We start from the raw sequence: 23,274 nt of genomic DNA, 5'->3' as shown, positions 1-23,274 counted from the left end.
CTTCCTGCTCTTTCATTTGATGATATGAATAAGAAAGAGGTATACTGATATAAGAAAAGCGGAAGCGCCTTGTTCAGGGGCGACAAGCATAAGACGAGCCGTCGAGAAGGTTGCTCTTTAACCTTCTTGACGGCTTGGCTTATGACCTCGAGCCCCTAGGCGCTGGAGCTGGACAATTAGTGATTACATAACATGGAGGGTCAATATAATGGTTAATCAGGAACGTCTGTTGAATGAATTTTTAGAACTTGTGCAAATTGACTCAGAAACAAAATTCGAGACTGAAATTGCAAAGGTATTAAAACAAAAATTTACTGAGTTAGGACTCGATGTTTTTGAAGATGATACCACCGCTGTAACTGGCCATGGTGCAGGGAATCTAGTTTGCACGCTTGCGGCAACTAAAGAGGGTGTTGACCCGATTTATTTTACCTGTCATATGGATACTGTTACACCGGCTAAAGGTGTGAAACCATCGATTAAAGAGGGTTATGTGGTTACAGATGGCACCACGATCTTAGGGGCAGATGATAAAACAGGTATTTCTGTCATGCTTGAAACCATTCGTCAATTAAAAGAACAAAATCTACCTCATGGTTTGATTCAATTTGTCATCACTGTCGGAGAAGAATCAGGTCTTGTAGGTGCAAAAGCACTTGATTCTTCATTGATGAAAGCAAAATTTGGCTACGCACTGGATAGTGATGGCTTAGTTGGTAACGTAGTTGTTGCTGCTCCGACACAAGCAAAGGTAAAAACAGTTATTTACGGTAAAACGGCTCATGCCGGTGTGGCACCTGAAAAAGGAGTTTCCGCGATTACAATTGCCGCAAAATCGATTGCGAAGATGCCATTAGGAAGAATAGATCACGAAACCACAGCAAACATTGGCCGGTTTGAAGGCGGTCAGGCAACTAACATCGTTTGTGACCGTGTTGATATTTTAGCAGAGGCACGTTCGCTTATCCCTGAAAAAATGCAGGCTCAGGTAAGTAAAATGAAGGATGCATTTGAAACAGTTGCGGCACAAATGGGCGGCAGAGCAGAGGTAGATGTGGAAATCATGTATCCAGGCTTTAAATTTGGCGAAGGCGATCATGTTGTAGAAGTTGCACGCAAGGCCGCGGCTAAAATTGGCCGTAGTTGTGAACTGCAGCATAGCGGTGGAGGCAGTGATGCCAACGTTTTTGCTGGGTTTAATATTCCAACGGTCAATCTTGCTGTCGGCTATGAAGAAATCCATACCACAAACGAACGCATGCCGGTTGAAGAATTATATAAGCTTGCAGAAATGACACTTGCGATTATCGATGAAGTGGCAAATCAATAATGTAGTTGTAAGGAGAACCTAACTGATGGTTCTCCTTTTTGATATAATTAGGGAAGAAAATGTGGTAAGGAAGTGCCAGCATGAAGGAAATGTATCCGAAAAACGGAAAAGTCATTTTACATGTTGATATGAATAGCTTTTATGCGTCGGTTGAAATGGCCTACGATCCCAAACTGAAGGGTAAACCGCTCGCAATTGCTGGAAATGTCGAGGAGCGCAGAGGGATCATTGTAACCTGCAATTACGATGCAAGAAAATTTGGTGTGAAAACGACGATGCCGCTTTGGGAAGCGAGAAAACTTTGTCCGCAGTTAATCGTTATGAAACCTAATTTTGAGCGTTATCGGGCCGTTTCCATTGGTATGTTTGAAATTCTCAGGCACTATACAGAGCTTGTAGAACCCGTTTCGATTGATGAGGGATACTTAGATATAACGGAAAGCTTTGAATACGGCAGCCCGATAGAAATCGCCGAAAGCATACAGAAAAGGATTTTAGAACAACTAGATATACCTTGCAGTATAGGTATAGCTCCAAATAAATTTTTAGCAAAAACGGCTTCAGATATGAAAAAGCCAATGGGGATTACGATTCTTCGTAAGCGTGATATCCCAAACGTTCTTTGGCCCTTGAGCACGAACGAAATGCATGGTGTCGGGAAGAAGACAGCGGAAAAGTTACAGACAATTGGGATTCACACCATTGGTGAATTAGCAAAAGGCAATGAGATTCAACTTAAAACGCTTCTAGGCATTAATGGCCTTCGATTAAAAGAAAGAGCCAATGGGATTGATCATCGCCCTGTTGACCCGGAATCGATTGAAGAATTTAAGAGTATCGGCAATTCAACAACACTGCCTAAGGATGTTAGTAATCAGCATGAACTTTTTCGTGTGTTAACATCATTAGCGGAAACGGTCTCTATCAGGCTGAAGAGAAAGAATGTCCTTGCCGGAACTCTTGGAATTACAATTCGCTATAAGGATCGAAAGACAATTACCAGAAGTAAAAAGCTTCCCAACCCCATCAGTCATAAAGATGACATTTCTTCCTTTGCGCAGCAGATTTTTCTAAAAGCTTGGAATGGAGATGCTATTCGATTGTTAGGGATCACAGGCAATGATTTAGTGGATCATGATCATGCCTATAAACAGTTAGATTTATTTTCCTATGAAAAGGATGCGAAAAAAGAGCCGTTACTTAATACCTTATCTAGTCTTCGTGAAAAGTACGGGAAAAGTATCATTGAAAATGCGGGGTCGCACCAAATGGATGGTTCTCACAATATCGGGACTGGAACAAGCTTTAATAAAGATTTTCTGCGGACCTTTCCTAATAAAAATAATGATCTAGACTAAAAAGCACCACTTTGCTGTAATAACAAAGTGGTGCTTTTGATTATTTACTTACAAATATCAACGTCTAGAGCTGTTACAGGCCACCAGAAGTAGCCGTCTTTTTCTAAGAGTTCATCCACCTCTTTGGGACCCATTGTCCCTGACTGATAATTGGGGAAGTAATCAGCCTTCGTGTTTTCCCAAACCGCCGAAATTTTATCAACAAAGCTCCAGGAATAGGCGACTTCATCCCAATGCGTGAAATTTGTAGCATCCCCTCGCATACAATCCAAAAGAAGTTTTTCATAGCCTTCAGGAGTGTTCATCGCATGGATGCCAGTATTGGCGAAGCTAAGTTTTACTTCTTGCGCATCCAAATGTCCGCCCGCTTTCTTGGCGTTTAGGTGGAGGGTAATTCCCTCCTCTGGTTGAATATGAATCACAAGGAGGTTCGGATTTAACATTTTGTCAGTTTGGTAATATAAATTCATTGGAATATCTTTAAATTGAACGACAATTTTTGTTGATTTTGTCGACATTCTTTTCCCAGTACGGATGTAAAAAGGAACACCAGCCCAGCGGAAATTATCGATCATAATTTTCCCTGCGACAAAGGTTTCTGTATTCGATTCTTTGTCCACCATCGGTTCATCACGATAGGCAGGAACCTGGACATCCTCAACCGTGCCCTCACCGTATTGTCCGCGAACAAAATAATTATTTACTTGTTCCCCCTCAACGGTTCGAAGTGCTCGAAATACACGAACCTTTTCGGAACGGATTTCGTCGGTTGTAAGGTTAATAGGTGGTTCCATCGCAAGCAAGGCTACCATTTGCATCATATGGTTTTGAAGCATATCTCTAAGGGCCCCGCTTGTTTCATAATAACGGCCGCGCTCTTCGACACCGAGTATTTCACTTGAGGTGATTTGAATATTTGAGATATAGCGGTTATTCCAAAGCGGTTCAAAAATAGCATTGGCGAAACGTATTACTTCGATGTTCCGGACCATTTCTTTGCCTAAATAGTGGTCGATACGATAAACTTCTTTTTCCTTAAATGCACTTCTGATTTGTTTATTAAGCTCGATTGCAGAGGCTAAGTCATGTCCGAATGGCTTCTCAATCACAAGTCGTTTGTAGCCTTTTACGTCCGTCAGTTTATCTGATTTTAAATGCAAGGCGATGGTTCCGAAAAATTCTGGAGCCATGGCGAGATAAAAAATGCGATTCCCTTCTAATTGATAATTTTCATCAATCCCATCTGCTAAATTTTTTAATATTGCATATGAATTGGAATCAGCGACATCATGTGATTGATAGTAAAAATGGGAGATAAAATCATCAATCTTGTCTTTGTTTCCTAATGCAGATAATACGGAGTCTTTAACGGAATGTTGAAACTCATCGTTAGAAAGGGACCTTCTGGCCACCCCAATAACCGCAAATTTATTTAATTTGCCTTTCTCAAATAACCGGTAAAGGGAAGGAAACAACTTCCGCTTTGCTAAATCACCAGTCGCACCAAAAATCATAATTAATGAAGTCACGTTTCCAGTTTGCGTCAAATTAAAGACCTCTTTTCTATTTATGTAAATTGTAAAATCAACAAATATCACATTTCTTGATTTTATAGCATTCCGTTAGACTTCGCAAAAATAAAACATTCAAGTCTCGATTATTTTTCACATAATAGTCCGTGCTATTCACTTATTAATTAAAGGTCCCCTAGGGAGAAATTGATTTCTTTTTGTGCTATATTAACAATATTGGATAAAAGGAACGGATTGAGAGGAGCTATTATTAGTGGACATATTTTTCCTAGGAACAGGGGCGGGGATGCCGGCAAAACTCCGCAATGTGACGTCAATTGCACTGAAATTGTTAGAAGAGCGGGGGGCCGTTTGGTTATTTGATGCCGGTGAGGCGACCCAGCATCAAATTTTACATACATCGTTAAAACCTCGTAGAATTGAAAAAATCTTTATTACTCACCTTCATGGTGATCATATCTATGGTCTGCCTGGATTATTATCAAGCCGCTCTTTTCAAGGCGGAGAATCCGAGGTAACGGTTTATGGACCAAAAGGGATTAAGGACTATATTCATGTCAGCCTTTCATTAAGCCAGACCTATTTGAAATACCCGCTAACTGTTATTGAAATTGACGAGGGGATTCTTTTTGAAGATGAGCAGTTTACAGTGGAAGCCCTCAGGTTAGATCATGGCATCCCTTCATATGGGTATCGAATTGTTGAAAAGAATCGGCCTGGAACATTACTTGCTGATAAGCTAAAGGAAGCAGGAGTACAGCCAGGGCCCATTTTTAGACAAATTAAAAATGGTGAAACAGTTACCCTTGAAGACGGCAGGACAATTGATCCGAGTAAGTTTCTAGGTCCTGAACAGAAGGGGAGAATTGTCACGATTCTAGGGGACACACGGTACTGCGAAAATGCGATTTCATTGGCTAAAAATGCAGATCTTTTGGTGCATGAAGCGACTTTTTCAGCGGATGAAGAAAAACTTGCCCACGACTATTTTCATTCAACCACACATCAGGCAGCAGAAGTTGCTAAGAAGGCCGGTTGTAAGCAACTGTGTCTAACCCATATAAGCTCCCGTTATGATCGAAATGCTTGGCGGGAATTGGTGGATGAGGCAAAGGAAGTTTTTCCGAATACAGATATAGCTGAGGATTTTAAAGAAATAAATATTCCTCTTCGAAATTAAATGGGACATTCGCTAATTTTTTGATTCGCAAATAAAACCGGGTTTTTCGCAAATAAAATAGATGTATTCGCAAATAAAAGGTCCTTTTTCGCAAATAAAATAAATTCCCTGCTGATGATAAACATAAGAAGAGGATGTCCATTAGAAGACACCCTCTTTTTGATTCATAACCAGCCGCGCTCGTATTGTTTGGGTCCCTCAATTGGAACCCCTAATTCTTTTGCTGCTGTCCGGGCCCAATATGGGTCGCGAAGTAATTCACGAGCTAGGAAGACTAAATCAGCTCTGTCATTTTGTAAAATTTCCTCGGCCTGGATCCCGGAAGTGATTAATCCCACCGCACCTGTTGAGATATCGGCGCCAGTCTTTATGGTCTCTGAGAATTTCACTTGATATCCAGGATAAACGTGAATATGGGCAGGTACAACGGCACCTGAGCTAACATCAATTAAATCAACACCTTGTTCTTTCATCCATTGGGCGAACGTGATGTAATCTTCAGCGGTTAATCCTTCTGCGTGGTAATCATGAGCAGATACTCTCACAAATAATGGACCTTCCCAAACGGTTTTCACTGCATCAATCACTTCTCGGAGGATTCGGTAGCGGTTTTCAGCCGAACCGCCGTATTCATCGGTTCTTTTATTGGAAAGTGGTGAAAGGAATTCATTGATAAGATACCCATGAGCACCATGGATTTCAATCACATCGAAACCGGCTTTTGCTGCACGCTCCGCGCCTTTTTTAAATGCTACTACTGTTTCTTCAATATCCGTTTTGGACATTTCCTTTGGTGTTTTCATGTTTTCATTAAAAGCAAGTGCAGAAGGGGCTAGAATTTCACCTTCTAATACGGCTTTTCTGCCGGCATGAGCGAGTTGAATCCCAGTCTTGGCACCATGCTCCTTCATAAGACCAACAAGCTCAGAAAAGCCCTCTATATGCTCATCGCCCCAGATTCCTAAATCTCTAGGGGATATCCTGCCTTGAGGTGTTACTGATGTTGCTTCAACAATAATTAGGCCAACCTGACCGACCGCCCTGCTAGTGTAGTGGGTCCGATGCCAGTTTTGAACATGGCCATCTTCATGACTGGAATACATGCACATCGGTGACATCACTATTCGATTTTTAAGTGTAACACCCTTTATTGTATAGGGTGAAAATAGTTTTACTGCCATTTCAGAAGCCTCCTGAATTCAATCTAAAAGATCCTTTTCTAGTATAGCAAAAGGATCTTTTTAATGAAAAAACCAAGCTTCTAATCTTTTTCTCGCAGCTCACTTAACCGATAGGTGGTTCCTCTCCAAACAATACCGCCGCGCTTAAAGGTTAAGAGGCTCGCCCGAATAATCGAATAAACAAACAGTAAGGCAGTGATTGGAAATACCAAAAACATCATAGGGGAGAATAAGGTTAATTTTTTTATGACCACCACATAAAGAATTCCGCAAAGAACAATATTTCCGAAGCTTAATAGTGCAACAGTTTTATTCCCTGAAAAAATCATCACAAAGGGCAGAACGTTGGTGATAAAAACCCCGAGGATAGCAAAGATCACCATGCTGATACGATAGTGCAATCCGGCAAATGTATTTTTCTCTAGTCCAACTAATGCTTCTTTTAAACTTCCATACCATTCCACTTCGATTAGATGAAGTGCAGTCACAATTCTTTGTCGGTAGCCTGCTTTTTTCATTTTCATCCCAAGCTGCAAGTCATCGTCCGGCCGCATTTTTATCTTCTCATGTGTTCCAAACGATTCATAAGATTTTTTTAAAACAAGAATAAACGCACCAATCCCTGTTCCGATTTTTGATTTTGGGTTATTTGCCAACCAAGGACGTTTAAAATACGAAAAACCAAACAGGAAAAAGGCAACAAATGATTTTAACCAAAATCGGTTAGCACTTAAGTTTGGTGCAGCGGTTAGATGGTCAAGCATGTGTCTTTCAAAATAGTGGAGCGCTTTTGCGAAGGCTTGCTTTTCAAATTTTACGTCAGCATCGGTAAACAATAGCCATTTCCCTGAAGCTTGAAGTGCGCCCGTGTACAAGGCGTTATTCTTCCCAAGCCAGCCCTCAGGCAATTGATCAACATGAATGACTTTTAGGCGCGGGTCTATTTTTGTTAATTCTTCCATGATGGTTCCAGTCATGTCAGTTGACCGATCATTGACAAGTATCCATTCCACATTTTTGTAGGTTTGCTCCAACTGACTAAGGATACTTGCTTCGATTTGTTTTTCCTCATTACGGGCGGCAACTACTACAGATAATAGCGGTCCAAGCTCCATGCCTTCTTCTTTTTCCAGCGGATCTATTTTGCGTAAACCAATTAGTCCGTCTAAAAGAAAAATAGTCCAGACTAGCATACCTAAAGAAAATATGATCGTTAGCATCCAAGGCACTTCCCTAGCCTTTTTTTACTAGTGTAATGTAAACAAGGCAAAAGTCCAATTTAGGAAGGTTGGTCTGCAGTCTGGAGCCTAGAACTTAATTCTTCCCCCATTTTTTTGGATTGCGCAGTTGCTGCTTTAATACATGAAATAAATGCTTGCTGGACGCCGTGTTCTTCAAGAACTCTAATGCCAGCTTCTGTTGTTCCGCCAGGACTTGTTACTTCCATACGCAGTTGAGTAGATGATTTGCTTGATTTTTTCACCATCTCTGCTGCCCCAAGTAGTGTTTGAACAATCAGTTCACTGGCCATTTCTTTGTCTAGTCCTACTTCCACTGCACTTTTTTCCATGGCTTCGATAAGATAATAAATATAGGCTGGCCCACTTCCTGATAGCCCCGTAACGGCATCTAACTGCTCTTCTTCTACAAAAGAAGCCAAGCCAACTGTTCCAAACAAGTTCTTGGTTGTTTCTAACTGCTGCTCGGTAACACGTTGATTCACGGCAACAGCGGTGGCCGATTTTCCAACAGCAGCCGAAGTGTTTGGCATCGACCGTACAATCGCAAGTGGTAATTTTGCCAATGTTTCAATAGTCATCATGGAAACACCAGCTAAGACTGATACGACGAGCATTTGTTCCGTTAAGTGTTCACGAATGGATTGGACAGCTGTCGCGACATCCTTTGGTTTCATTGCTAACATCACAATGTCCGCTTGATCAAACAGTTCATTCAAATTATAAGTCGTTTGAATTCCATAACGATTTTCTAAATTAGTTAATCTTTCTTGATTAGAATTGTTTGTAATCCAGATATTTTTTTTATTAATTAGCCCATTTTCAAGAATTCCTGAAATGAATGCCTCAGCCATCGAACCTGCGCCAATAATTGCTATTTTTTCCATTAATATTCCTCCATTTCGATTCTTAAGAAAATAAAAAGACCCCTCATCCGTAAAGGACGAAAGGTCTAGCTTCCGTGGTACCACCTTCATTTACCCTTGCTTAAATTGCAAGAAGGGTTCACTCGACTCCGATAACGCCGGATATACGTTAGGTTTTCCTAAGTGCTCCTAAGGTAGGTTCAATGATTAAGAGGGCGGTGAAGTCTTTCAGCCGTCGAACTTCACTCTCTTTCGCCATTTCTCATTTACTGGCCTTATTCATCGCTTTAACGAATTAAATTTTACTAGATTATGCAAGATAAACAACCCATCTGTCAATAGATAAGTTTATTGAATTTTTCATTTTTTCTAAAAAATTATGCAGAAATAATGACAATTGGTTAAAAAGTCGCTACACTTTAGTATACATAATAAATGTCACATAATGTTCATATCTATATCGTTGGGTTCTTTATTCGACAATAATGTTAAGGGGATTTAGTAATGACAAAATGGAAAGACGGAATAGCCAAAATTACGGTGCCGACTCCTTTTGCGGTCGGAGATGTCAATGTCTATTTGATTAAAGGCGAGCGATTAACGCTTGTAGACGCGGGCGTAAAAACGGAACAGTCCTGGATGTCACTTAAGGAGCAAATGGGGGATTTAGGCTTAAGTCCTGCTGATATTGAGCAGGTGATTCTAACACATCATCACCCCGATCATGTTGGGATGCTAGATTTTTTTCCGGATTCGTTAGAAGTATATGGTCATTATTTGAATGAACGATGGATTCACCAAACAGAAGCCTTTTTTCAAGAACAAGAGGAATTCTTCCGTGTGCATTTTCTAGAATTCGGTCTGCCCGAGGAATATTTTTCGTTACTTTCTAAGTTAAGAAAAACATTGAAGTATTCATGTAACCGGTCACTAACTGGGCATCTTGTTGAGGGAATGAGACCTCCTGGGCTAAGTGAGTGGCAGGTCATTGAAACACCGGGTCATGCCCAAAGTCAAATTGCACTTTTCCGGGAAAAGGATGGAATTTTGATTGGCGGAGATTTAATCTTAGCGCACATTTCACCAAATCCATTGCTCGAGCCGCCATCCCCTGGTGAAACAGAAAGAGCGAAGCCACTGCTGCAGCATAATAACTCCATGAAGAAGCTGCTATTGTACCCGGTTCAATGTGTCTACACTGGTCACGGCGAGGAAGTCTACCAGTTAGCAGAGTTGATTGAAAAACGATTGATACGCCAACACGAGCGGGCAATGACGGTCCATAGCTGGTTAAAAGAAGAGCAGCTCACCGTTTTTGAAATCTGTAAACGCCTGTTTCCGTCTGTTTATCAGCGCGAACTGATGCTGACCATTTCGGAAACCGTCGCACAACTTGACTATTTATCATCTATCGGGGAGATTATTAGTAAGAATACTAAGCCCGTGCTTTATCAAGCTAAGTAATAAGCATTGGGTCAACTCAGATGAGGTGTAGAAATGGTTAGGGAACATTTAAAAGGTAAAAATATCGTGATTACGGGTGCCTCCGGGGGAATCGGAGCGGAAATCGCCAAGCTATGTGCGGCAAGCGGTGCCAATCTTGTTCTGCTTGCAAGAAGCATTGGTAAACTCGAGCAGCTGCAAACGGAACTACAGCAAAAGTATCAAGTAAAAGTGGATGTTTTCAAGCTGGATGTCTCGGATACAGCTCAGGTGCAGGAGGTTTTTCAACGGATTTTCGATAAAATCGGAGAGATTGATATCCTTGTCAATAATGCTGGCTTTGGAATTTTCCGGGAAGCCCATTTGGCAACAATAGATGAAATCAAGGGAATGTTTGATGTCAATGTCGTCGGGCTTATGGCCTGCACAAGCATGGTGCTGCCGAAAATGCGGGAACGGCGTTTTGGTCATATTATCAATATTGCTTCACAGGCTGGTAAGATTGCCACGCCCAAATCGAGTGTCTATTCAGCCTCTAAGCATGCCGTGCTTGGATACACAAACTCACTGCGAATGGAGCTTTCCGATTATAATGTACAAGTGACTTCGGTAAACCCTGGGCCAATTGCCACAGATTTTTTTAATATAGCCGATGAAAAAGGCACGTATGTTAAAAATGTGCAGAGATTTATGCTCAAGCCCGAGTACGTCGCTCAGAAGGTCGTTGACAGCATGCTGACGAAAACAAGGGAGATCAATTTGCCGCGTTGGATGAATATGGGAAGCGTTGTCTACGTCCTCTTCCCGCGGCTGTTTGAGCGCCTTGGCAGACGTGCATTTAATCAAAAATAGTTTATAAGTTGATTAGGCCTCATTTTTAGAGGCTTTTTGCTTTGCTGTCATCCTGTTAAAAACTCATAAACTGTATCATGTACAACCTCATATTTAAGTTAATTGAGGAAGAACTACTTTAGACAGATGGCTCCCTCTTTTCTAAGAAAATCCATTTCCAAAATTAATTAATAGGTTTCTACTTCTGATAGAATTATAGATTTTTAAAGGGGCAGCTAAGATATTATCTGGACTTGCCGATTGTAACTGAATTAAAATATAATGATGTGAATAAGGTTGCCATCACCTCCCATGGATATGGCGGCAACAATTCGTGTTTATTACTTTCAAAAATGTAGAAGGACTGTATAGCATTGGAATTTATCCTCCTGTTTTCAATATCATTAATCCCGTTTTTCTGTGGCCTCATCATTTTTGGGGGAAACAAAGTAGCGATTGCAAGATTGATTTCTATTTTTTTATTTTTATTATCCATTTGGCAGCTAGATATCGCATTTTTATATGCGGAAGATTTTTTATCCATACCAACGATGGAAATTCTCTTCAGGATTTTTCGCTTTGGGCCGATTATGATCATGCCTTTATTATACTATATTGCATTTTACATTTACAAAACGGGCCTGGCTACTAAAAACCTCAAGAAGCATCATAAGGTGTTTTATAATAAGTGGATATTTTATTTCGTTCTGTTGGTTAGTTCAATGGTTTATTTTGTGAACCTTACTACGGCTGGAGTTGTTGGGTTACACCAGATTCACGAGTATCCTACCTTTCCTGCCCATTATATTCCAATTTACGGCGCGATGAATATAACATTTTATGTCAATATTATTCTCGTTTTTGTTCATTCTTTTTTCCTGCTGTTTATTTGTCAAAAAATTTCGGATAGAACAATAAAGAAATTCTTCCGCTCGCTTGTTTTTGCCTCATTATTTATTTTTGTGAATGGGATTTTAAGCGGGTTTTTAGTGTTTCCTCTATTCTTCTCAATCTTAAATTCGATCTTTGCTGCGATTGTTTTATTTGCATCGTATTTTACTTTGCAAAATGCAACGATTGAAAAAATCAATCAGGAATTAAAAGAAGAAAGAAGCTTTTTGGAAATTATTTTAAATATTAATCCGAATTATATTTATGTGAAAGACAGCAACGATCATCTCGTGATCGTAAATGAAGCCATATCCAAGCTATACAATAGAATCCCTGACGAGATGATTGGTGTAAACGAAAACGATATCAAAAAGGAATTCCTCCTAAAAGAGAATCAGAATCCATTGAAGGAAACAGTCATCAACTGCAACGGGGACCTGAGAACGGTTGAATGGCAATTTTTGCCGATTTATTTCAAAGGTAATCATAACCATACTCTTAGTCTTGGCACTGATATCACGAAAAGAAAAAAAGAGGAAGAAATGCTGGTAAAGTCCGAAAATTTACGAGTACTTGGGGAAATGGCTGCGGGGATTGCCCATGAAATAAGAAATCCACTCACGTCGATTAAAGGTTTCATCAAATTACTCGATCAAAGTGTGTTCGATTCCAATGAAAAATATTATTTGTCGATTATGACTGATGAAATTGACCGGATCAATGATGTGGTTGGGGAATTGCTATTTATTGCTAAGCCTCAGGCTTCTGTTCAAAAAAATAACAAAGTAAATATCGAAAAAGTGATACAAGACGTGAAAATGTTACTGGATACGACAGCGTTGCTTATCCAAGCATCTATCGATATTCAAACGAATGGCTTATTACAAACTTCGGCAATCGAAGAAAAACAGGTAAAGCAGGTATTAATTAATATTCTTAAAAATTCTTTGGAAGCTGTGTCAAAGGACGGAAGGATTAGAATTAAATCTGAAAAAATCCCAGGAAACAGAATAAGAATTCGAGTGATTGATAACGGTGGCGGGATTGCGAAGTCGATGTTACAGAAATTAGGAGAACCTTTCTATACGACAAAAGAGCGCGGGACAGGTTTAGGCCTCACTGTTTGCTTTAAAATTATCAGAGAAAATCATGGCGATATCCTTATTAGAAGTAAAGAAGGATTCGGATCGATTGTGGATATTATTTTTCCAGAATAGTATTGAATATATATCGGTTTCTCCAACAATAAATCAAGAAAGTTTGGTCCATCACGACCGCACTGTGAATCTTTCACTAGTGCGGTTTTTTGTATCACTCTGCTAAATACTCATATACCGTATCATTCACAATCTCGTATAAATCTGCAGTTGGTTCCTCTGCTTTCGTTTGAAGGATTTGATTGCTTAGCTTCTCCAAATCGTTGTCTCCAATAGGCATTGTCCCCGTCTCATAATACTGTTTAAAACAATTTTTGATCATCTTAACCACCAATTTTTTATCCATAAACATGCACCTCACTATCCATTATACTATGTTTTCCTCGACTTCCATAAAGGAACGGTGTCAAAAAATTTCCATTGAATACGAACGCATATTCGCTTATGATAATGAATATAATGAAAAGGAACGAATGTTCGATATTCTGATTGTGAGGGAATGCCATGGTGGATTACAGCGCACTGCCGCAAAATAAAATTTTATGTGTGGACATGAAGAGCTTTTATGCCAGCTGTTCGGCTGTCATGCGGGGCCTTGACCCTATGGAGTGTTATTTAGCGGTGGTCGGTCAAAAAGAGCGGCAGGGAAGTATTGTCCTTGCTGCTTCGCCGCGTATGAAAAAAGAATTTGGCATCAAAACCGGTTCCCGGATGTTTGAGATTCCACAAGACCCCAGGATTGAAATTGTTGAGCCAAAAATGGCAACGTATTTGAGGATTGCCACGGAAATTTCTCGTGTCTTTAACCGCTATGTTCCAAAAGAAGCGATTCATGTCTATAGCGTCGATGAAAGCTTTATTAAAGTGGATGGTGCCATTCATTTGTGGGGGGATGCTCACACGATTGCCAAAAAAATAAGGGATGATATTGAGCGGGAGTTTCAACTGCCGTGTGCCGTTGGAATTGGCCCTAACATGTTACTGGCAAAGCTATGTCTTGATCTTGATGCCAAGAAAAGCGGAGTGGCCGAGTGGACATATGAAGATGTTCAGACAAAGCTTTGGAATGTGTCACCGCTCAGGGAAATGTGGGGGATCGGCAGGCGGGTCGAAAAAACATTAAATGGGATGGGGATTTTCACTGTCGGTCAGTTAGCCCGTTATGATTTAGAAAAGCTGGAAAAGAAATTCGGTATCATGGGAAACCAGCTTTATCATCATGCCTGGGGAGTTGACCTTTCTGATTTGGGTGCACCGCTTATCCAAGGACAAATCAGCTTTGGAAAAAGTCAAATTCTGTTAAGGGACTATAAAGAGGAAGCGGAAATTAAGACGGTCATTTTGGAAATGTGTGAGGAAGTAGCAAGGCGGGCAAGGACGCATCGAAAAGCAGGGAGAACGATAAGTCTCGGAGTCGGCTACAGCCAGGATGAATTTGGCGGTGGTTTTCATCGCTCCAGGAGCATTGGACAGCCAACGAATGTGACAATGGAGCTTTACCGTGTTTGTCTTGAATTATTTCATGAGCATTACACAGGAAAGACCGTACGGCAGATTTCGATTGCCATCAGTAACATTGTTGATGACCATGAGCTGCAGCTTGATCTTTTCGACATGGGTGCCTATAAGAGGCGAGAGCTCGGCTATGTGGTGGATACGGTTCGCAGACGCTTTGGTTCAGGTTCCTTGTTGCGCGCGGTTTCATATACGGCTGCCGGAACGGCTAAGCACCGGGCTACACTTGTTGGTGGACATAAAAGATAAATGCGGAAGCGCCCGTTTAACGGCGTTAAAGCTAGACAGTAGTCAAATAATTAAGACTGAATACTGAGAAAGAAGGAGAGACGTATGATTCGCGACCGTGGAAGGATCAAATGGACGTCGATGATGCTTCCTGAGCATGTGAAACTGCTCAGGGATTGGGTGAAAGAAGATCGGTACGAACAGAAACGAGAAATGGATGAACAGCAGCTGGAGCTCATGAACGGGATCTTGTCCGAAGCGATTGAGTATGATCAGTACGTAACGATTACCCATTACCGGAATCGGAACTATGAAATCGTGATTGGCAAAATCCATTACTGGGATGAACTGACGCAAAGGCTTCATGTGATAGATCGCTTTGATGAGGTGCACCGGATTCCGATGGATGCTATTGCTGACATTCGGATGACGGAGATCTAAATCTATGAGCAAAGATGAATCAACCTCTTGTAACATGTGGTACAATCACCATATGCTAAATGAGAGGGGCAATAAACTTGGAGATAACTATTACTGCAGAGGCAGCTAACAAAATAAATGAGCGAATTGACGGTCGAGAGGGCTACTTAAAGCTAAAATACGATACAGACGGCTGTGGCTGTGCCGTAAACGGGGTAGTGGCTTTGTGGTTTATCCCAGAATTAGATTCAGATGATATTGCTATTGAAACAAATGACCGGACGGTTTATGCAGAAAAATCAAAAATGGTCTTTTTCGATGAGCAAATGAAAATTGACTTTTCTAAAGCGTGCAATTGCTTTCAACTAAAGAGTCCGCAGCAAATCCTAAATGGCCGTATGAGCCTTATAATTAAAGAAAAAACAGACTGATCCATGATGGATAGTCTGTTTTTAGCTTGGCAATGGATGATCAACATATTTTTGTAAAAATTCATCAATCACCCGTTCGTAATCAGCCCGGTTTTCATTAAAAGACTGGGCATGGCGGCCGTTAGCCGCTAAAAAAAGCATTTTAGGACCCTTTTTATGCTCAAATAAATCCTTTGTCATGGTAGGAAGGATAAAATCATCCTTTTGGCTGTGAATGAACAAAATCGGATGTTTGATATTTTCAATAACCGAAATCGGGGAAACATTTCGGATCGAATATTTGTCCCGAAGGCGTAAAAGGGCATCCCCAAGCGGTAGCAGAAGACCAGGGATGAGCTTAAAATCCTTTTTAATCAAATAAGCCAACTGCTCCTTAAAATCAGAAAATGGGCAATCGGCAATATAAAAATCTGCCCCATCCTCAAGGAGTCCAGCATATAACAGCATGGTAGCTGCACCCATCGATTCCCCGTGAATCCCAAGTTCAAGCTGAGGTCCTTTTTCTTTTTTGAGCCAATCGACAACTGTCTTCAAATCAAATTTTTCATAATGACCAAAACTAGTTGTTTTGCCGCCAGATTCCCCGTGACGACGATGGTCATAAATTAACGTATTAAACCCACGCTCTAAGAACATATTTGCATATTTAATGGAATTAATTTTCGTTTCGGTCACACCATGAGAAATAATGATATAGCGGTTGGTCTGGTGCGGTTCCACGAGCTGGGCTTTAATTGTGTATCCAAAAGGCGAAGAAATATCAACCTCCCGTTTCGGGAGAGAATCAAATTCATCGGGATTATACCGGCCAGCTTCTTTTTCACGCCTTAAAATTAATTCCTCATCCTTCTTTTTCATATACATGAGACGGTTTGTAAAATACAAACCAAGAGATAACCAGAAAAACAACAAAACAAACAAAGTTCGAAATGCCTTCCTCACCATTGGCACCCCCTGTAGGAATTAATATAACATATGTAAAATAAGTACCGAGCGCCCATAAATTAGCCATTTTAATTTTAACACAAAGAAAACCGCTGACACCAATGAGCGGTTTCCGAGTTTACAGAATGATTTACTGCTCTGCGTTTTGTCTTTTGGTAGGATGGATGGCTTTTTCGATTTCTTCAGCGGCAATCACCCGCTTGCCTCCACCTGCTGTGTCTGCATAGTTTTTTCCTTTTTGACTGGAACCTTTATCACGTTTTTGGCTCAAAATAATCTGTCCCCCTTCAAGCTAGTCTCAATTAATAAGATGCATTAGTCGAAGACTGATTATTCATGAAAAATTTAATTTAGACAGTTTGGCATTCATTTTCCCCCTCTAATAATCATACTTTCATTGTAGTGGTGTAATTTCAAAAAAGCCGGAATAATAGAAATTTTGACAAAATAAGAGGATTTTCTGCATTTTTACTAGAAATAGTAAAGGGAAAATGGGGATTAGGGGGAGAAATCAGGATGAAAAAAATATGTACATCCTTCCAGGATGCAGTTGCCGGAATTCATGATGGGGCTACATTAATGGTTGGTGGGTTTGGTTTGTGCGGCATACCGGAAAACCTGATACTTGCATTGGCAGAAAAAGGCGTAAAGGATTTAACAGTTATTTCAAATAACTGCGGGATTGATGAGTGGGGTTTAGGACTTCTATTAAATAATAAACAAATCAAAAAAATGATTGGATCCTATGTTGGTGAAAATAAAGAGTTTGAGAGACAGGTTTTAACTGGAGAACTCGAAGTAGAATTAACCCCACAAGGTACATTGGCTGAAAAAATCAGGGCAGGCGGGGCCGGAATCCCAGCATTTTATACACCAGCCGGAGTTGGAACACCGATTGCTGAAGGGAAAGAAACGAAGGTTTTTAACGGGAGAGAATACCTTTTGGAAGAGGCGCTAACTGCCGACTTTAGTCTTGTTAGGGCATGGAAGGGCGACAAAATGGGAAATCTCGTTTACCACAAAACAGCGCGAAACTTCAATCCGATGATTGCAGCTGCTGGAAAAGTAACGATTGCTGAAGTGGAAACACTTTGTGAGATTGGTGAATTAGATGCTAATTTTATTCATACCCCTAGTATCTATGTACAAACAATTATCGAAGGAACACAGGAAAAACGAATTGAGAGATTGACAGTGAGAAAATAGTGTTGGGAGAAGGGAGAGAGCGTAATGGTGAATGAAATTGTCTCCGTTAGAGAGAGAATTGCGATAAGGGCTGAGAAGGAAATAGAAAACGGATTTTATGTAAATCTAGGCATAGGTATGCCAACCCTTGTTGCTAATTTTATGTCAGCAAATAAACAGGTTGTCTTGCAGTCTGAAAATGGTCTTCTTGGCATCGGACCCTACCCAGGTGCGGATGAGGTGGACCCCGATTTAATCAATGCCGGTAAAGAGACCGTTACGGCAATTAGTGGTGCAGCCTATTTCGATAGCGCCGAATCGTTTGCGATGATTCGCGGCGGTCATGTCAACTTAGCGATACTCGGTGGAATGGAAGTATCTGAAACTGGTGACTTAGCTAACTGGATGATCCCTGGAAAGATGATAAAAGGAATGGGTGGCGCGATGGATCTCGTTCATGGTGCCCAAAAAATAATTGTCATTATGGAGCATGTGAATAAAAAGGGTGAATCCAAAATATTGAAACAGTGCACGCTTCCTTTAACAGGTAAAAGGGTAGTTAATCGAATTATTACCGAGCGTGCAGTCATGGATGTAACGGAATCTGGGTTAAGGCTCGTGGAAGTTGCTAAAGGGTATACGATTGAGGATGTTGTCAATTCTACTGAAGCCACATTGTATGTGGACAAAAACGTGGTACTTGAAGCTTATTAAAAATAATAAGTAAGAGCAGGCTGACTATGATTAAGCATAGCCTGCTTTTTTATATGGGCGATGCTTGGTGACATGGTATAATATAAATGAAATTTTGATGATGGAGGCGTTTTGAATGAAAAAGCAATCTAAACAAAAAAATCAATCGAAACCCAAAAAAGATGATTCAGCGGTAACGCTTGGCGATATGATCAACCCAAATTTATTCAAGCAACTAAAAGAACAACAAGAACAGCTTAAAGCAGCAGCAGAAAAAAGAAAAGAAGACGAAGAGCTAAGAAAGAGAGAAGAAAGACAATTAAAAGAAAAAAACAAATCATTTGCAGAACTATTAAATGAGAGCGGCATGAACTGGAAGGAGTTTAAATAAAAATAATATAAAAAGGAGGGCGTACGAACGCTCTCCTTTTAACGATGTTCTTTATAAATGCCAGCCTTCGTTAACTCTCTAATTACTGAAACTTCTTCCTCAGAAAGCGGCTGACTTCTGACTGCTTTCGCATTACTCCTAATTTGTTCAGGACTACTGGCCCCGGCAACAACAGAGGCTACAACAGGATGGGCCAGATTATACTGAAGGGCTATCTCTGTAAAAGAGCGTGTGGCTGCTACCTTTTCCTTTAACAACGGCAAGACGTCATTCAACTCGGTTAAGCTGTAGTCTTGATACCCCTTCTCAGTTACCTTCTCAAGCATTTTATCACTTAAAAGACCTTTTGCGAGCGGTCCGCGGGTCACAACGCTAAGCCCATGTTCCTGAAGAAGTGGCAGTGCTTCTTCTTCAGGGCGGCGGTCTAAGATACTGTATTGCATCATCACAGATACGATACTAGACTTGTTAACATATTCCCGTATTACATTTGGGCGAATAGAGGAAATGCCATAGTAGCGAATATAGCCTTCTGCTTTTAATTCTTCGAACGCTTCTATTGTTTCCTCAATTGGATCATTGATTGTCCCTCCGTGCAGCTGATAAAGATCGATATAGTCGGTACCCAGTCGGTTAAGACTTTGTTTGACTTCTTCCTTTATATAGGACTTCGAGGGATCCCAGGACCATCCCTTCTGATCTTGACTCCAGCGATTCCCAACCTTTGTTGCAATAATGACATTTTCACGGACTTCCTTCAATGCTGTCCCAACTATTTTTTCATTTTCACCAAAATCATATAAATCAGCCGTATCAAAATAATTGATCCCTTCCTCAAGTGAGGCTTCGATAATCTTTCTAGCGGTTTTCTCCTCGGTTCCAATCGACATACAACCAAGTCCTAGTTCCGATACATACAAATCCGAATTTCCTAGTCTTCTCTTTTTCAAAAACTCACCCCGTCCTTTTTCTACAATTTTATAAAAGAAAAGGACAGACTACAATCGAAAGACTTTATTTTTGATTCACCTTTTCAATCCATTCGGAAACGGTGAAATAATCTTTGTTGTATTCTTTTAGTTTCTGAAGTATTTCCCATCCTTTTCCAACAAGAATGATTCCTTTATCATGAACGTACACCTTCATTCCATCCCCCTCCAAATAAAGTATGGTAAAATGTATGAGCAGATTAAAGGAATAGAACAGGAGTGACCCATATGAGCAATCTCGAAGAAAAAACACTTCATAGTGAAGAAATTTTCTCAGGAAAAGTAATCAGTCTTCATTTACAGGATGTAGAGCTTCCGAACGGGAAACAATCGAAACGGGAGATCATTAAACATCCCGGGGCTGTCGCTATTTTAGCCATTACCGACAACAAGAAAGTAGTAATGGTTGAACAATATCGGAAAGCACTGGAACGAACCATTGTTGAAATTCCCGCCGGAAAGCTGGAAAAAGGGGAAGAGCCTGAGCTTTGTGCTCGCCGTGAACTGGAGGAAGAGACAGGCTATGAGTGCGAGAGCCTTGAATGGCTTACTTCTTTTTACACCTCGCCAGGATTTGCCGATGAAATCGTTCATGTCTATGTTGCGACAGGACTAAGCAAAAAAGAAAATGCAGCAGCACTTGATGAGGACGAGTTTGTTAATCTAGAGGAATTAACTCTGGAAGAAGCAGCTCAATATGTAAAAGAACAAAAAATATATGATGCTAAAACGATTTTTGCTGTTCAATACTTACAATTGCAAGAGGCGTTGAAAAATAAATGAATCGCTACTATGTAGATTTACATATACACATTGGACGTACCTGGACAGGGAAGCCGGTAAAAATCACCGGTGCCAAGTCTCTAACGTTTACGAATATCATTGAGCATGCACGACACGAAAAGGGACTTAATATGGTTGGGATCATCGATAGCCATTCTCCTGAAGTCATCCTTGAAATGGAAAGTCTTATCCAAAGTGGAGATGTAGTGGAACATCCGGACGGTGGGTTGGTGTTTGGTGATTTAACGGTTATTCCCGGTTCTGAATTGGAGATTTATGACGAACAATCTAACGGCCCAATCCACCTGCTTATGTTTTTTCCAAGTCTTGCCATCATGAGAGAGTTCTCCTCGTGGCTGTCAGGTCACTTGAAAAATATTCAACTGAGTTCACAACGGATCTATGCCACGGGTCTTGTTTTACAAAAGAAGGTAAAAGAGTTAGGTGGAATCTTCATTCCTGCTCATGTTTTCACGCCCTTTAAAAGTTTATACGGGAAAGGTGTGAGTCATTCACTTACTGAGGTATTGGACCCGGAATTGATTGACGCAATTGAGCTTGGATTAAGTTCTGATACGACTATGGCGGATCAAATAAAGGAATTACATGACTATACATTTGTTACGAATTCTGATGCCCATTCACTTGCAAAAATAGCCCGTGAATACCAAGTCATTGCGATGAAGGAACCAACATTTTTAGAGTTGCAGAAAGCATTAAAGAAGGAAGATGGACGTAAAATTATCGCAAATTATGGTCTTGATCCATTGCTCGGTAAATACCATAAAACAGTTTGTGCAGAATGCCATCATCCTGCTGCTGATGAGGATCAAATATGTACGCAATGTGGAAATAAGAAAATTATTAAAGGTGTAGCTGACAGAATCTTTGAACTGAAAACGGCTGAACAAGGTCCAGAAGACCGTCCGCCCTATATCCATCAAGTCCCGCTGGAATTTATCCCCGGCTTAGGACCTCGCTTACTTGAGAAGCTGGTTGATCATTTTGGGAGTGAAATGGCGATTTTGCATGATGTACCCTATAAAGGATTGAAAGAGGTTGTCCCGGAAAGGATCGCTGACCTTATCCTAAAAGCAAGAGCGGGTAAAGTAAATCTAGCAGCCGGCGGCGGTGGGAAATACGGAAAAATTTCAGACTAAAAAAAGATGAACCCCGGTAGCATAAAGCTATCGGGTTTTATTATGTAATCTATTAAAATGTGGGAATAGATATACTAGACTGGCATACAATGTATTAACTGAACTGAGAATAGTAGGAGGATACGCAAATGAAAAAACGATTGTACCAGTCCGATGCCGCTAGTTATTTCCGTGAGCATTCCTCAATTTTTTTGTTTATTGTTGTCTTATTTTTAATGGGAGTAATCTTTGGGGCAATTGTTGTAAACAGTATGAGCATTACTCAGAAGGAAGATTTATTCTACTATTTATCACAATTTTTTGGTCAAGTCTCGAGCGGAAAAGAAGCAGAAGACAATGATTTATTCCTGCAAAGCCTTTTCCATAATAGTAAGTTTATTGGGCTCATGTGGATACTAGGAATTTCAATCATCGGTCTTCCAGTGATACTTATTCTATTATTTATTAAAGGAATGGTAGTTGGGTTTACCGTGGGTTTTCTAGTCAGTCAAATGGGCTGGCAGGGCTTTATGCTCGCCTTTGTTTCGATTTTGCCTCAGAATCTGATTATTATTCCCGTGTTCATTATGATGGCAGCATTATCAGTGATTTTCTCACTACGAATGATCAAAAAGCAGTTTATGAAAAAATATGCCCAGCCAATCCTTCCTTTTTTTAAAAGTTATATTTTAACCTTGATTGTAGCGGTAATATTTATAGCTGCAGCATCTGGGATAGAGGCCTATCTTTCGCCTTGGTTAATGAAAACCATCATTAGTTCAACCATTTTAAAGTAATTATTATATAATATTTAATATAGAATATTGTTTATTGTAGTTTATAATAATTTTATTTTGATTCTCAATTGTCATCTGTTATAATGAGAATTAACAGTGGCGAGGGAGGGACTGCAGGATGGAAACTAGAATTGAAAGAATTAAGAAACAGTTGCATTCAGCAAGCTATAAACTAACACCTCAGCGTGAGGCAACCGTTCGAGTTTTATTGGAAAATGAAGAGGATCATTTAAGTGCGGAAGATGTATACCTCCTCGTGAAAGAAAAATCGCCTGAAATTGGTTTAGCAACTGTTTATCGGACGTTGGAATTATTAACGGAATTAAAAGTTGTTGATAAAATAAATTTTGGGGATGGGGTTTCTCGCTATGACCTTCGCCAGGAAGGCGCAGCCCATTTTCATCATCATTTGGTTTGTATTGAATGTGGTGCCGTTGATGAAATTCAAGAGGATTTACTTGAAGATGTAGAAGCAGTTGTGGAACGCAAATGGAATTTTAAAATAAAAGATCATCGCCTCACTTTTCATGGGATCTGTTACCGATGCCAGGATAAAGATAAAGAGGAAGAAAAAGCTGATTAACCAATGAAAGCTCCTTGAAAAGGGCTTTTTTCTTTTTAGTGAAAGGCTATGGTAAAGGTCATTGTTGATTTTAGAGCCATGTTGATTGGAGCGGAAGGCGCGAAGACTCCTGCGGGAGGACGGGGCAGGGGAGACCCCGCAGGCGCTAGCGCCGAGTTATCATGAACG

Annotated in this window: 25 protein-coding genes; 16 read left to right on the top strand and 9 right to left on the bottom strand. The window is 40.4% G+C overall.

What is annotated here, in order from left to right:
* Positions 1–208 precede the first annotated feature (208 nt).
* Both J7E63_RS28720 and J7E63_RS28715 read left to right on the top strand, forming a co-directional pair.
* The gene (locus J7E63_RS28720) at positions 209–1,330 is read left to right on the top strand and encodes a tripeptidase T (protein WP_214717233.1); all 1,122 of its coding nucleotides are present in this window, start codon (positions 209–211) and stop codon (positions 1,328–1,330) included.
* A gap of 80 nt (positions 1,331–1,410) precedes the next feature.
* A complete protein-coding gene (locus J7E63_RS28715) occupies positions 1,411–2,688 on the top strand; it encodes a DNA polymerase IV (protein ID WP_215018706.1) in 1,278 nt (425 codons plus the stop codon).
* A gap of 44 nt (positions 2,689–2,732) precedes the next feature.
* Here J7E63_RS28715 and zwf read toward each other — a convergent pair whose 3' ends face one another.
* Positions 2,733–4,202 carry a glucose-6-phosphate dehydrogenase gene (gene zwf / locus J7E63_RS28710; protein ID WP_215018760.1) on the bottom strand — a complete coding sequence of 490 codons (1,470 nt, stop codon included), beginning with the start codon at positions 4,200–4,202 and terminating at the stop codon, positions 2,733–2,735.
* A 271-nt stretch (positions 4,203–4,473) separates the two neighbouring features.
* On the opposite strand from zwf, the gene rnz reads away from it, so the two are divergent.
* Positions 4,474–5,400: a ribonuclease Z gene (rnz, locus tag J7E63_RS28705; protein ID WP_215018704.1), complete on the top strand. Its 927-nt coding sequence runs from the start codon at positions 4,474–4,476 to the stop codon at positions 5,398–5,400.
* A gap of 164 nt (positions 5,401–5,564) precedes the next feature.
* On the opposite strand, the gene namA is transcribed toward rnz, so the two are convergent.
* From namA to proC, 3 genes are all read right to left on the bottom strand, one after another.
* Positions 5,565–6,581, bottom strand: coding sequence for an NADPH dehydrogenase NamA (gene namA, locus J7E63_RS28700; RefSeq protein WP_215018702.1), 1,017 nt, complete (start codon positions 6,579–6,581; stop codon positions 5,565–5,567).
* Between the two features lie 80 nt (positions 6,582–6,661).
* The gene (locus tag J7E63_RS28695; RefSeq protein WP_215018700.1) at positions 6,662–7,801 is read right to left on the bottom strand and encodes a glycosyltransferase family 2 protein; all 1,140 of its coding nucleotides are present in this window, start codon (positions 7,799–7,801) and stop codon (positions 6,662–6,664) included.
* Between the two features lie 59 nt (positions 7,802–7,860).
* A complete protein-coding gene (proC, locus tag J7E63_RS28690) occupies positions 7,861–8,706 on the bottom strand; it encodes a pyrroline-5-carboxylate reductase (protein ID WP_215018698.1) in 846 nt (281 codons plus the stop codon).
* A gap of 483 nt (positions 8,707–9,189) precedes the next feature.
* On the opposite strand from proC, the gene J7E63_RS28685 reads away from it, so the two are divergent.
* The 3 genes from J7E63_RS28685 to J7E63_RS28675 all read left to right on the top strand — a co-directional run bounded on the left by J7E63_RS28685 (position 9,190) and on the right by J7E63_RS28675 (position 13,067).
* The gene (locus tag J7E63_RS28685; RefSeq protein ID WP_215018696.1) at positions 9,190–10,149 is read left to right on the top strand and encodes an MBL fold metallo-hydrolase; all 960 of its coding nucleotides are present in this window, start codon (positions 9,190–9,192) and stop codon (positions 10,147–10,149) included.
* Between the two features lie 33 nt (positions 10,150–10,182).
* Positions 10,183–10,980 (top strand): SDR family NAD(P)-dependent oxidoreductase, encoded by a 798-nt coding sequence (locus J7E63_RS28680; RefSeq protein ID WP_215018694.1) that lies wholly within the window; start codon positions 10,183–10,185, stop codon positions 10,978–10,980.
* 353 nt (positions 10,981–11,333) lie between these two features.
* Positions 11,334–13,067, top strand: coding sequence for an ATP-binding protein (locus J7E63_RS28675; protein WP_215018692.1), 1,734 nt, complete (start codon positions 11,334–11,336; stop codon positions 13,065–13,067).
* Positions 13,068–13,161: 94 nt separating this feature from the next.
* Here the strand turns inward: J7E63_RS28675 and J7E63_RS28670 are convergent, their stop codons facing one another.
* Positions 13,162–13,353: a YqzH family protein gene (locus J7E63_RS28670; protein ID WP_215018690.1), complete on the bottom strand. Its 192-nt coding sequence runs from the start codon at positions 13,351–13,353 to the stop codon at positions 13,162–13,164.
* Between the two features lie 158 nt (positions 13,354–13,511).
* On the opposite strand from J7E63_RS28670, the gene J7E63_RS28665 reads away from it, so the two are divergent.
* The 3 genes from J7E63_RS28665 to J7E63_RS28655 all read left to right on the top strand — a co-directional run bounded on the left by J7E63_RS28665 (position 13,512) and on the right by J7E63_RS28655 (position 15,601).
* Positions 13,512–14,771 (top strand): Y-family DNA polymerase, encoded by a 1,260-nt coding sequence (locus J7E63_RS28665; RefSeq protein WP_215018688.1) that lies wholly within the window; start codon positions 13,512–13,514, stop codon positions 14,769–14,771.
* An 84-nt stretch (positions 14,772–14,855) separates the two neighbouring features.
* Positions 14,856–15,191, top strand: a complete 336-nt coding sequence (locus J7E63_RS28660; protein ID WP_215018686.1) for a YolD-like family protein — start codon at positions 14,856–14,858, stop codon at positions 15,189–15,191.
* A gap of 77 nt (positions 15,192–15,268) precedes the next feature.
* Entirely contained in the window at positions 15,269–15,601 is a 333-nt protein-coding gene (locus J7E63_RS28655; protein WP_215018684.1) for an iron-sulfur cluster biosynthesis family protein, read from the top strand.
* A gap of 21 nt (positions 15,602–15,622) precedes the next feature.
* Here J7E63_RS28655 and J7E63_RS28650 read toward each other — a convergent pair whose 3' ends face one another.
* Both J7E63_RS28650 and J7E63_RS28645 read right to left on the bottom strand, forming a co-directional pair.
* The gene (locus J7E63_RS28650; RefSeq protein WP_088090535.1) at positions 15,623–16,543 is read right to left on the bottom strand and encodes an alpha/beta hydrolase; all 921 of its coding nucleotides are present in this window, start codon (positions 16,541–16,543) and stop codon (positions 15,623–15,625) included.
* Positions 16,544–16,676: 133 nt separating this feature from the next.
* The gene (locus J7E63_RS28645; RefSeq protein WP_168244984.1) at positions 16,677–16,817 is read right to left on the bottom strand and encodes a hypothetical protein; all 141 of its coding nucleotides are present in this window, start codon (positions 16,815–16,817) and stop codon (positions 16,677–16,679) included.
* 245 nt (positions 16,818–17,062) lie between these two features.
* Here J7E63_RS28645 and J7E63_RS28640 point away from each other — a divergent pair, with 245 nt between their 5' ends.
* The 3 genes from J7E63_RS28640 to J7E63_RS28630 all read left to right on the top strand — a co-directional run bounded on the left by J7E63_RS28640 (position 17,063) and on the right by J7E63_RS28630 (position 18,815).
* Positions 17,063–17,752: a CoA transferase subunit A gene (locus tag J7E63_RS28640; RefSeq protein WP_215018682.1), complete on the top strand. Its 690-nt coding sequence runs from the start codon at positions 17,063–17,065 to the stop codon at positions 17,750–17,752.
* 24 nt (positions 17,753–17,776) lie between these two features.
* Positions 17,777–18,445 carry a 3-oxoacid CoA-transferase subunit B gene (locus tag J7E63_RS28635; protein WP_215018680.1) on the top strand — a complete coding sequence of 223 codons (669 nt, stop codon included), beginning with the start codon at positions 17,777–17,779 and terminating at the stop codon, positions 18,443–18,445.
* Positions 18,446–18,560: 115 nt separating this feature from the next.
* Positions 18,561–18,815, top strand: coding sequence for a YqkE family protein (locus tag J7E63_RS28630; protein WP_215018679.1), 255 nt, complete (start codon positions 18,561–18,563; stop codon positions 18,813–18,815).
* 38 nt (positions 18,816–18,853) lie between these two features.
* On the opposite strand, the gene J7E63_RS28625 is transcribed toward J7E63_RS28630, so the two are convergent.
* Entirely contained in the window at positions 18,854–19,765 is a 912-nt protein-coding gene (locus J7E63_RS28625) for an aldo/keto reductase (RefSeq protein WP_214731984.1), read from the bottom strand.
* Positions 19,766–19,829: 64 nt separating this feature from the next.
* Positions 19,830–19,961, bottom strand: coding sequence for a Z-ring formation inhibitor MciZ (mciZ, locus tag J7E63_RS28620; RefSeq protein WP_088088870.1), 132 nt, complete (start codon positions 19,959–19,961; stop codon positions 19,830–19,832).
* Between the two features lie 71 nt (positions 19,962–20,032).
* Between mciZ and J7E63_RS28615 the strand changes: the two genes are divergently transcribed.
* From J7E63_RS28615 to fur, 4 genes are all read left to right on the top strand, one after another.
* A complete protein-coding gene (locus J7E63_RS28615) occupies positions 20,033–20,587 on the top strand; it encodes an NUDIX hydrolase (RefSeq protein ID WP_215018677.1) in 555 nt (184 codons plus the stop codon).
* A complete protein-coding gene (locus J7E63_RS28610; protein WP_215018675.1) occupies positions 20,584–21,747 on the top strand; it encodes an endonuclease Q family protein in 1,164 nt (387 codons plus the stop codon). Before J7E63_RS28615 ends, J7E63_RS28610 begins: the two co-directional genes overlap by 4 nt.
* Before the next feature lie 128 nt (positions 21,748–21,875).
* Positions 21,876–22,523, top strand: coding sequence for a stage II sporulation protein M (gene spoIIM / locus J7E63_RS28605; RefSeq protein WP_214718897.1), 648 nt, complete (start codon positions 21,876–21,878; stop codon positions 22,521–22,523).
* A gap of 118 nt (positions 22,524–22,641) precedes the next feature.
* The gene (fur, locus tag J7E63_RS28600; protein WP_215018673.1) at positions 22,642–23,106 is read left to right on the top strand and encodes a ferric iron uptake transcriptional regulator; all 465 of its coding nucleotides are present in this window, start codon (positions 22,642–22,644) and stop codon (positions 23,104–23,106) included.
* Positions 23,107–23,274: the final 168 nt, after the last annotated feature.

Source organism: Bacillus sp. ISL-75 (assembly GCF_018613095.1).
The sequence above is the reverse complement of the archived record's forward strand: the minus strand, read 5'-3'. Positions and strand labels throughout refer to the sequence as shown.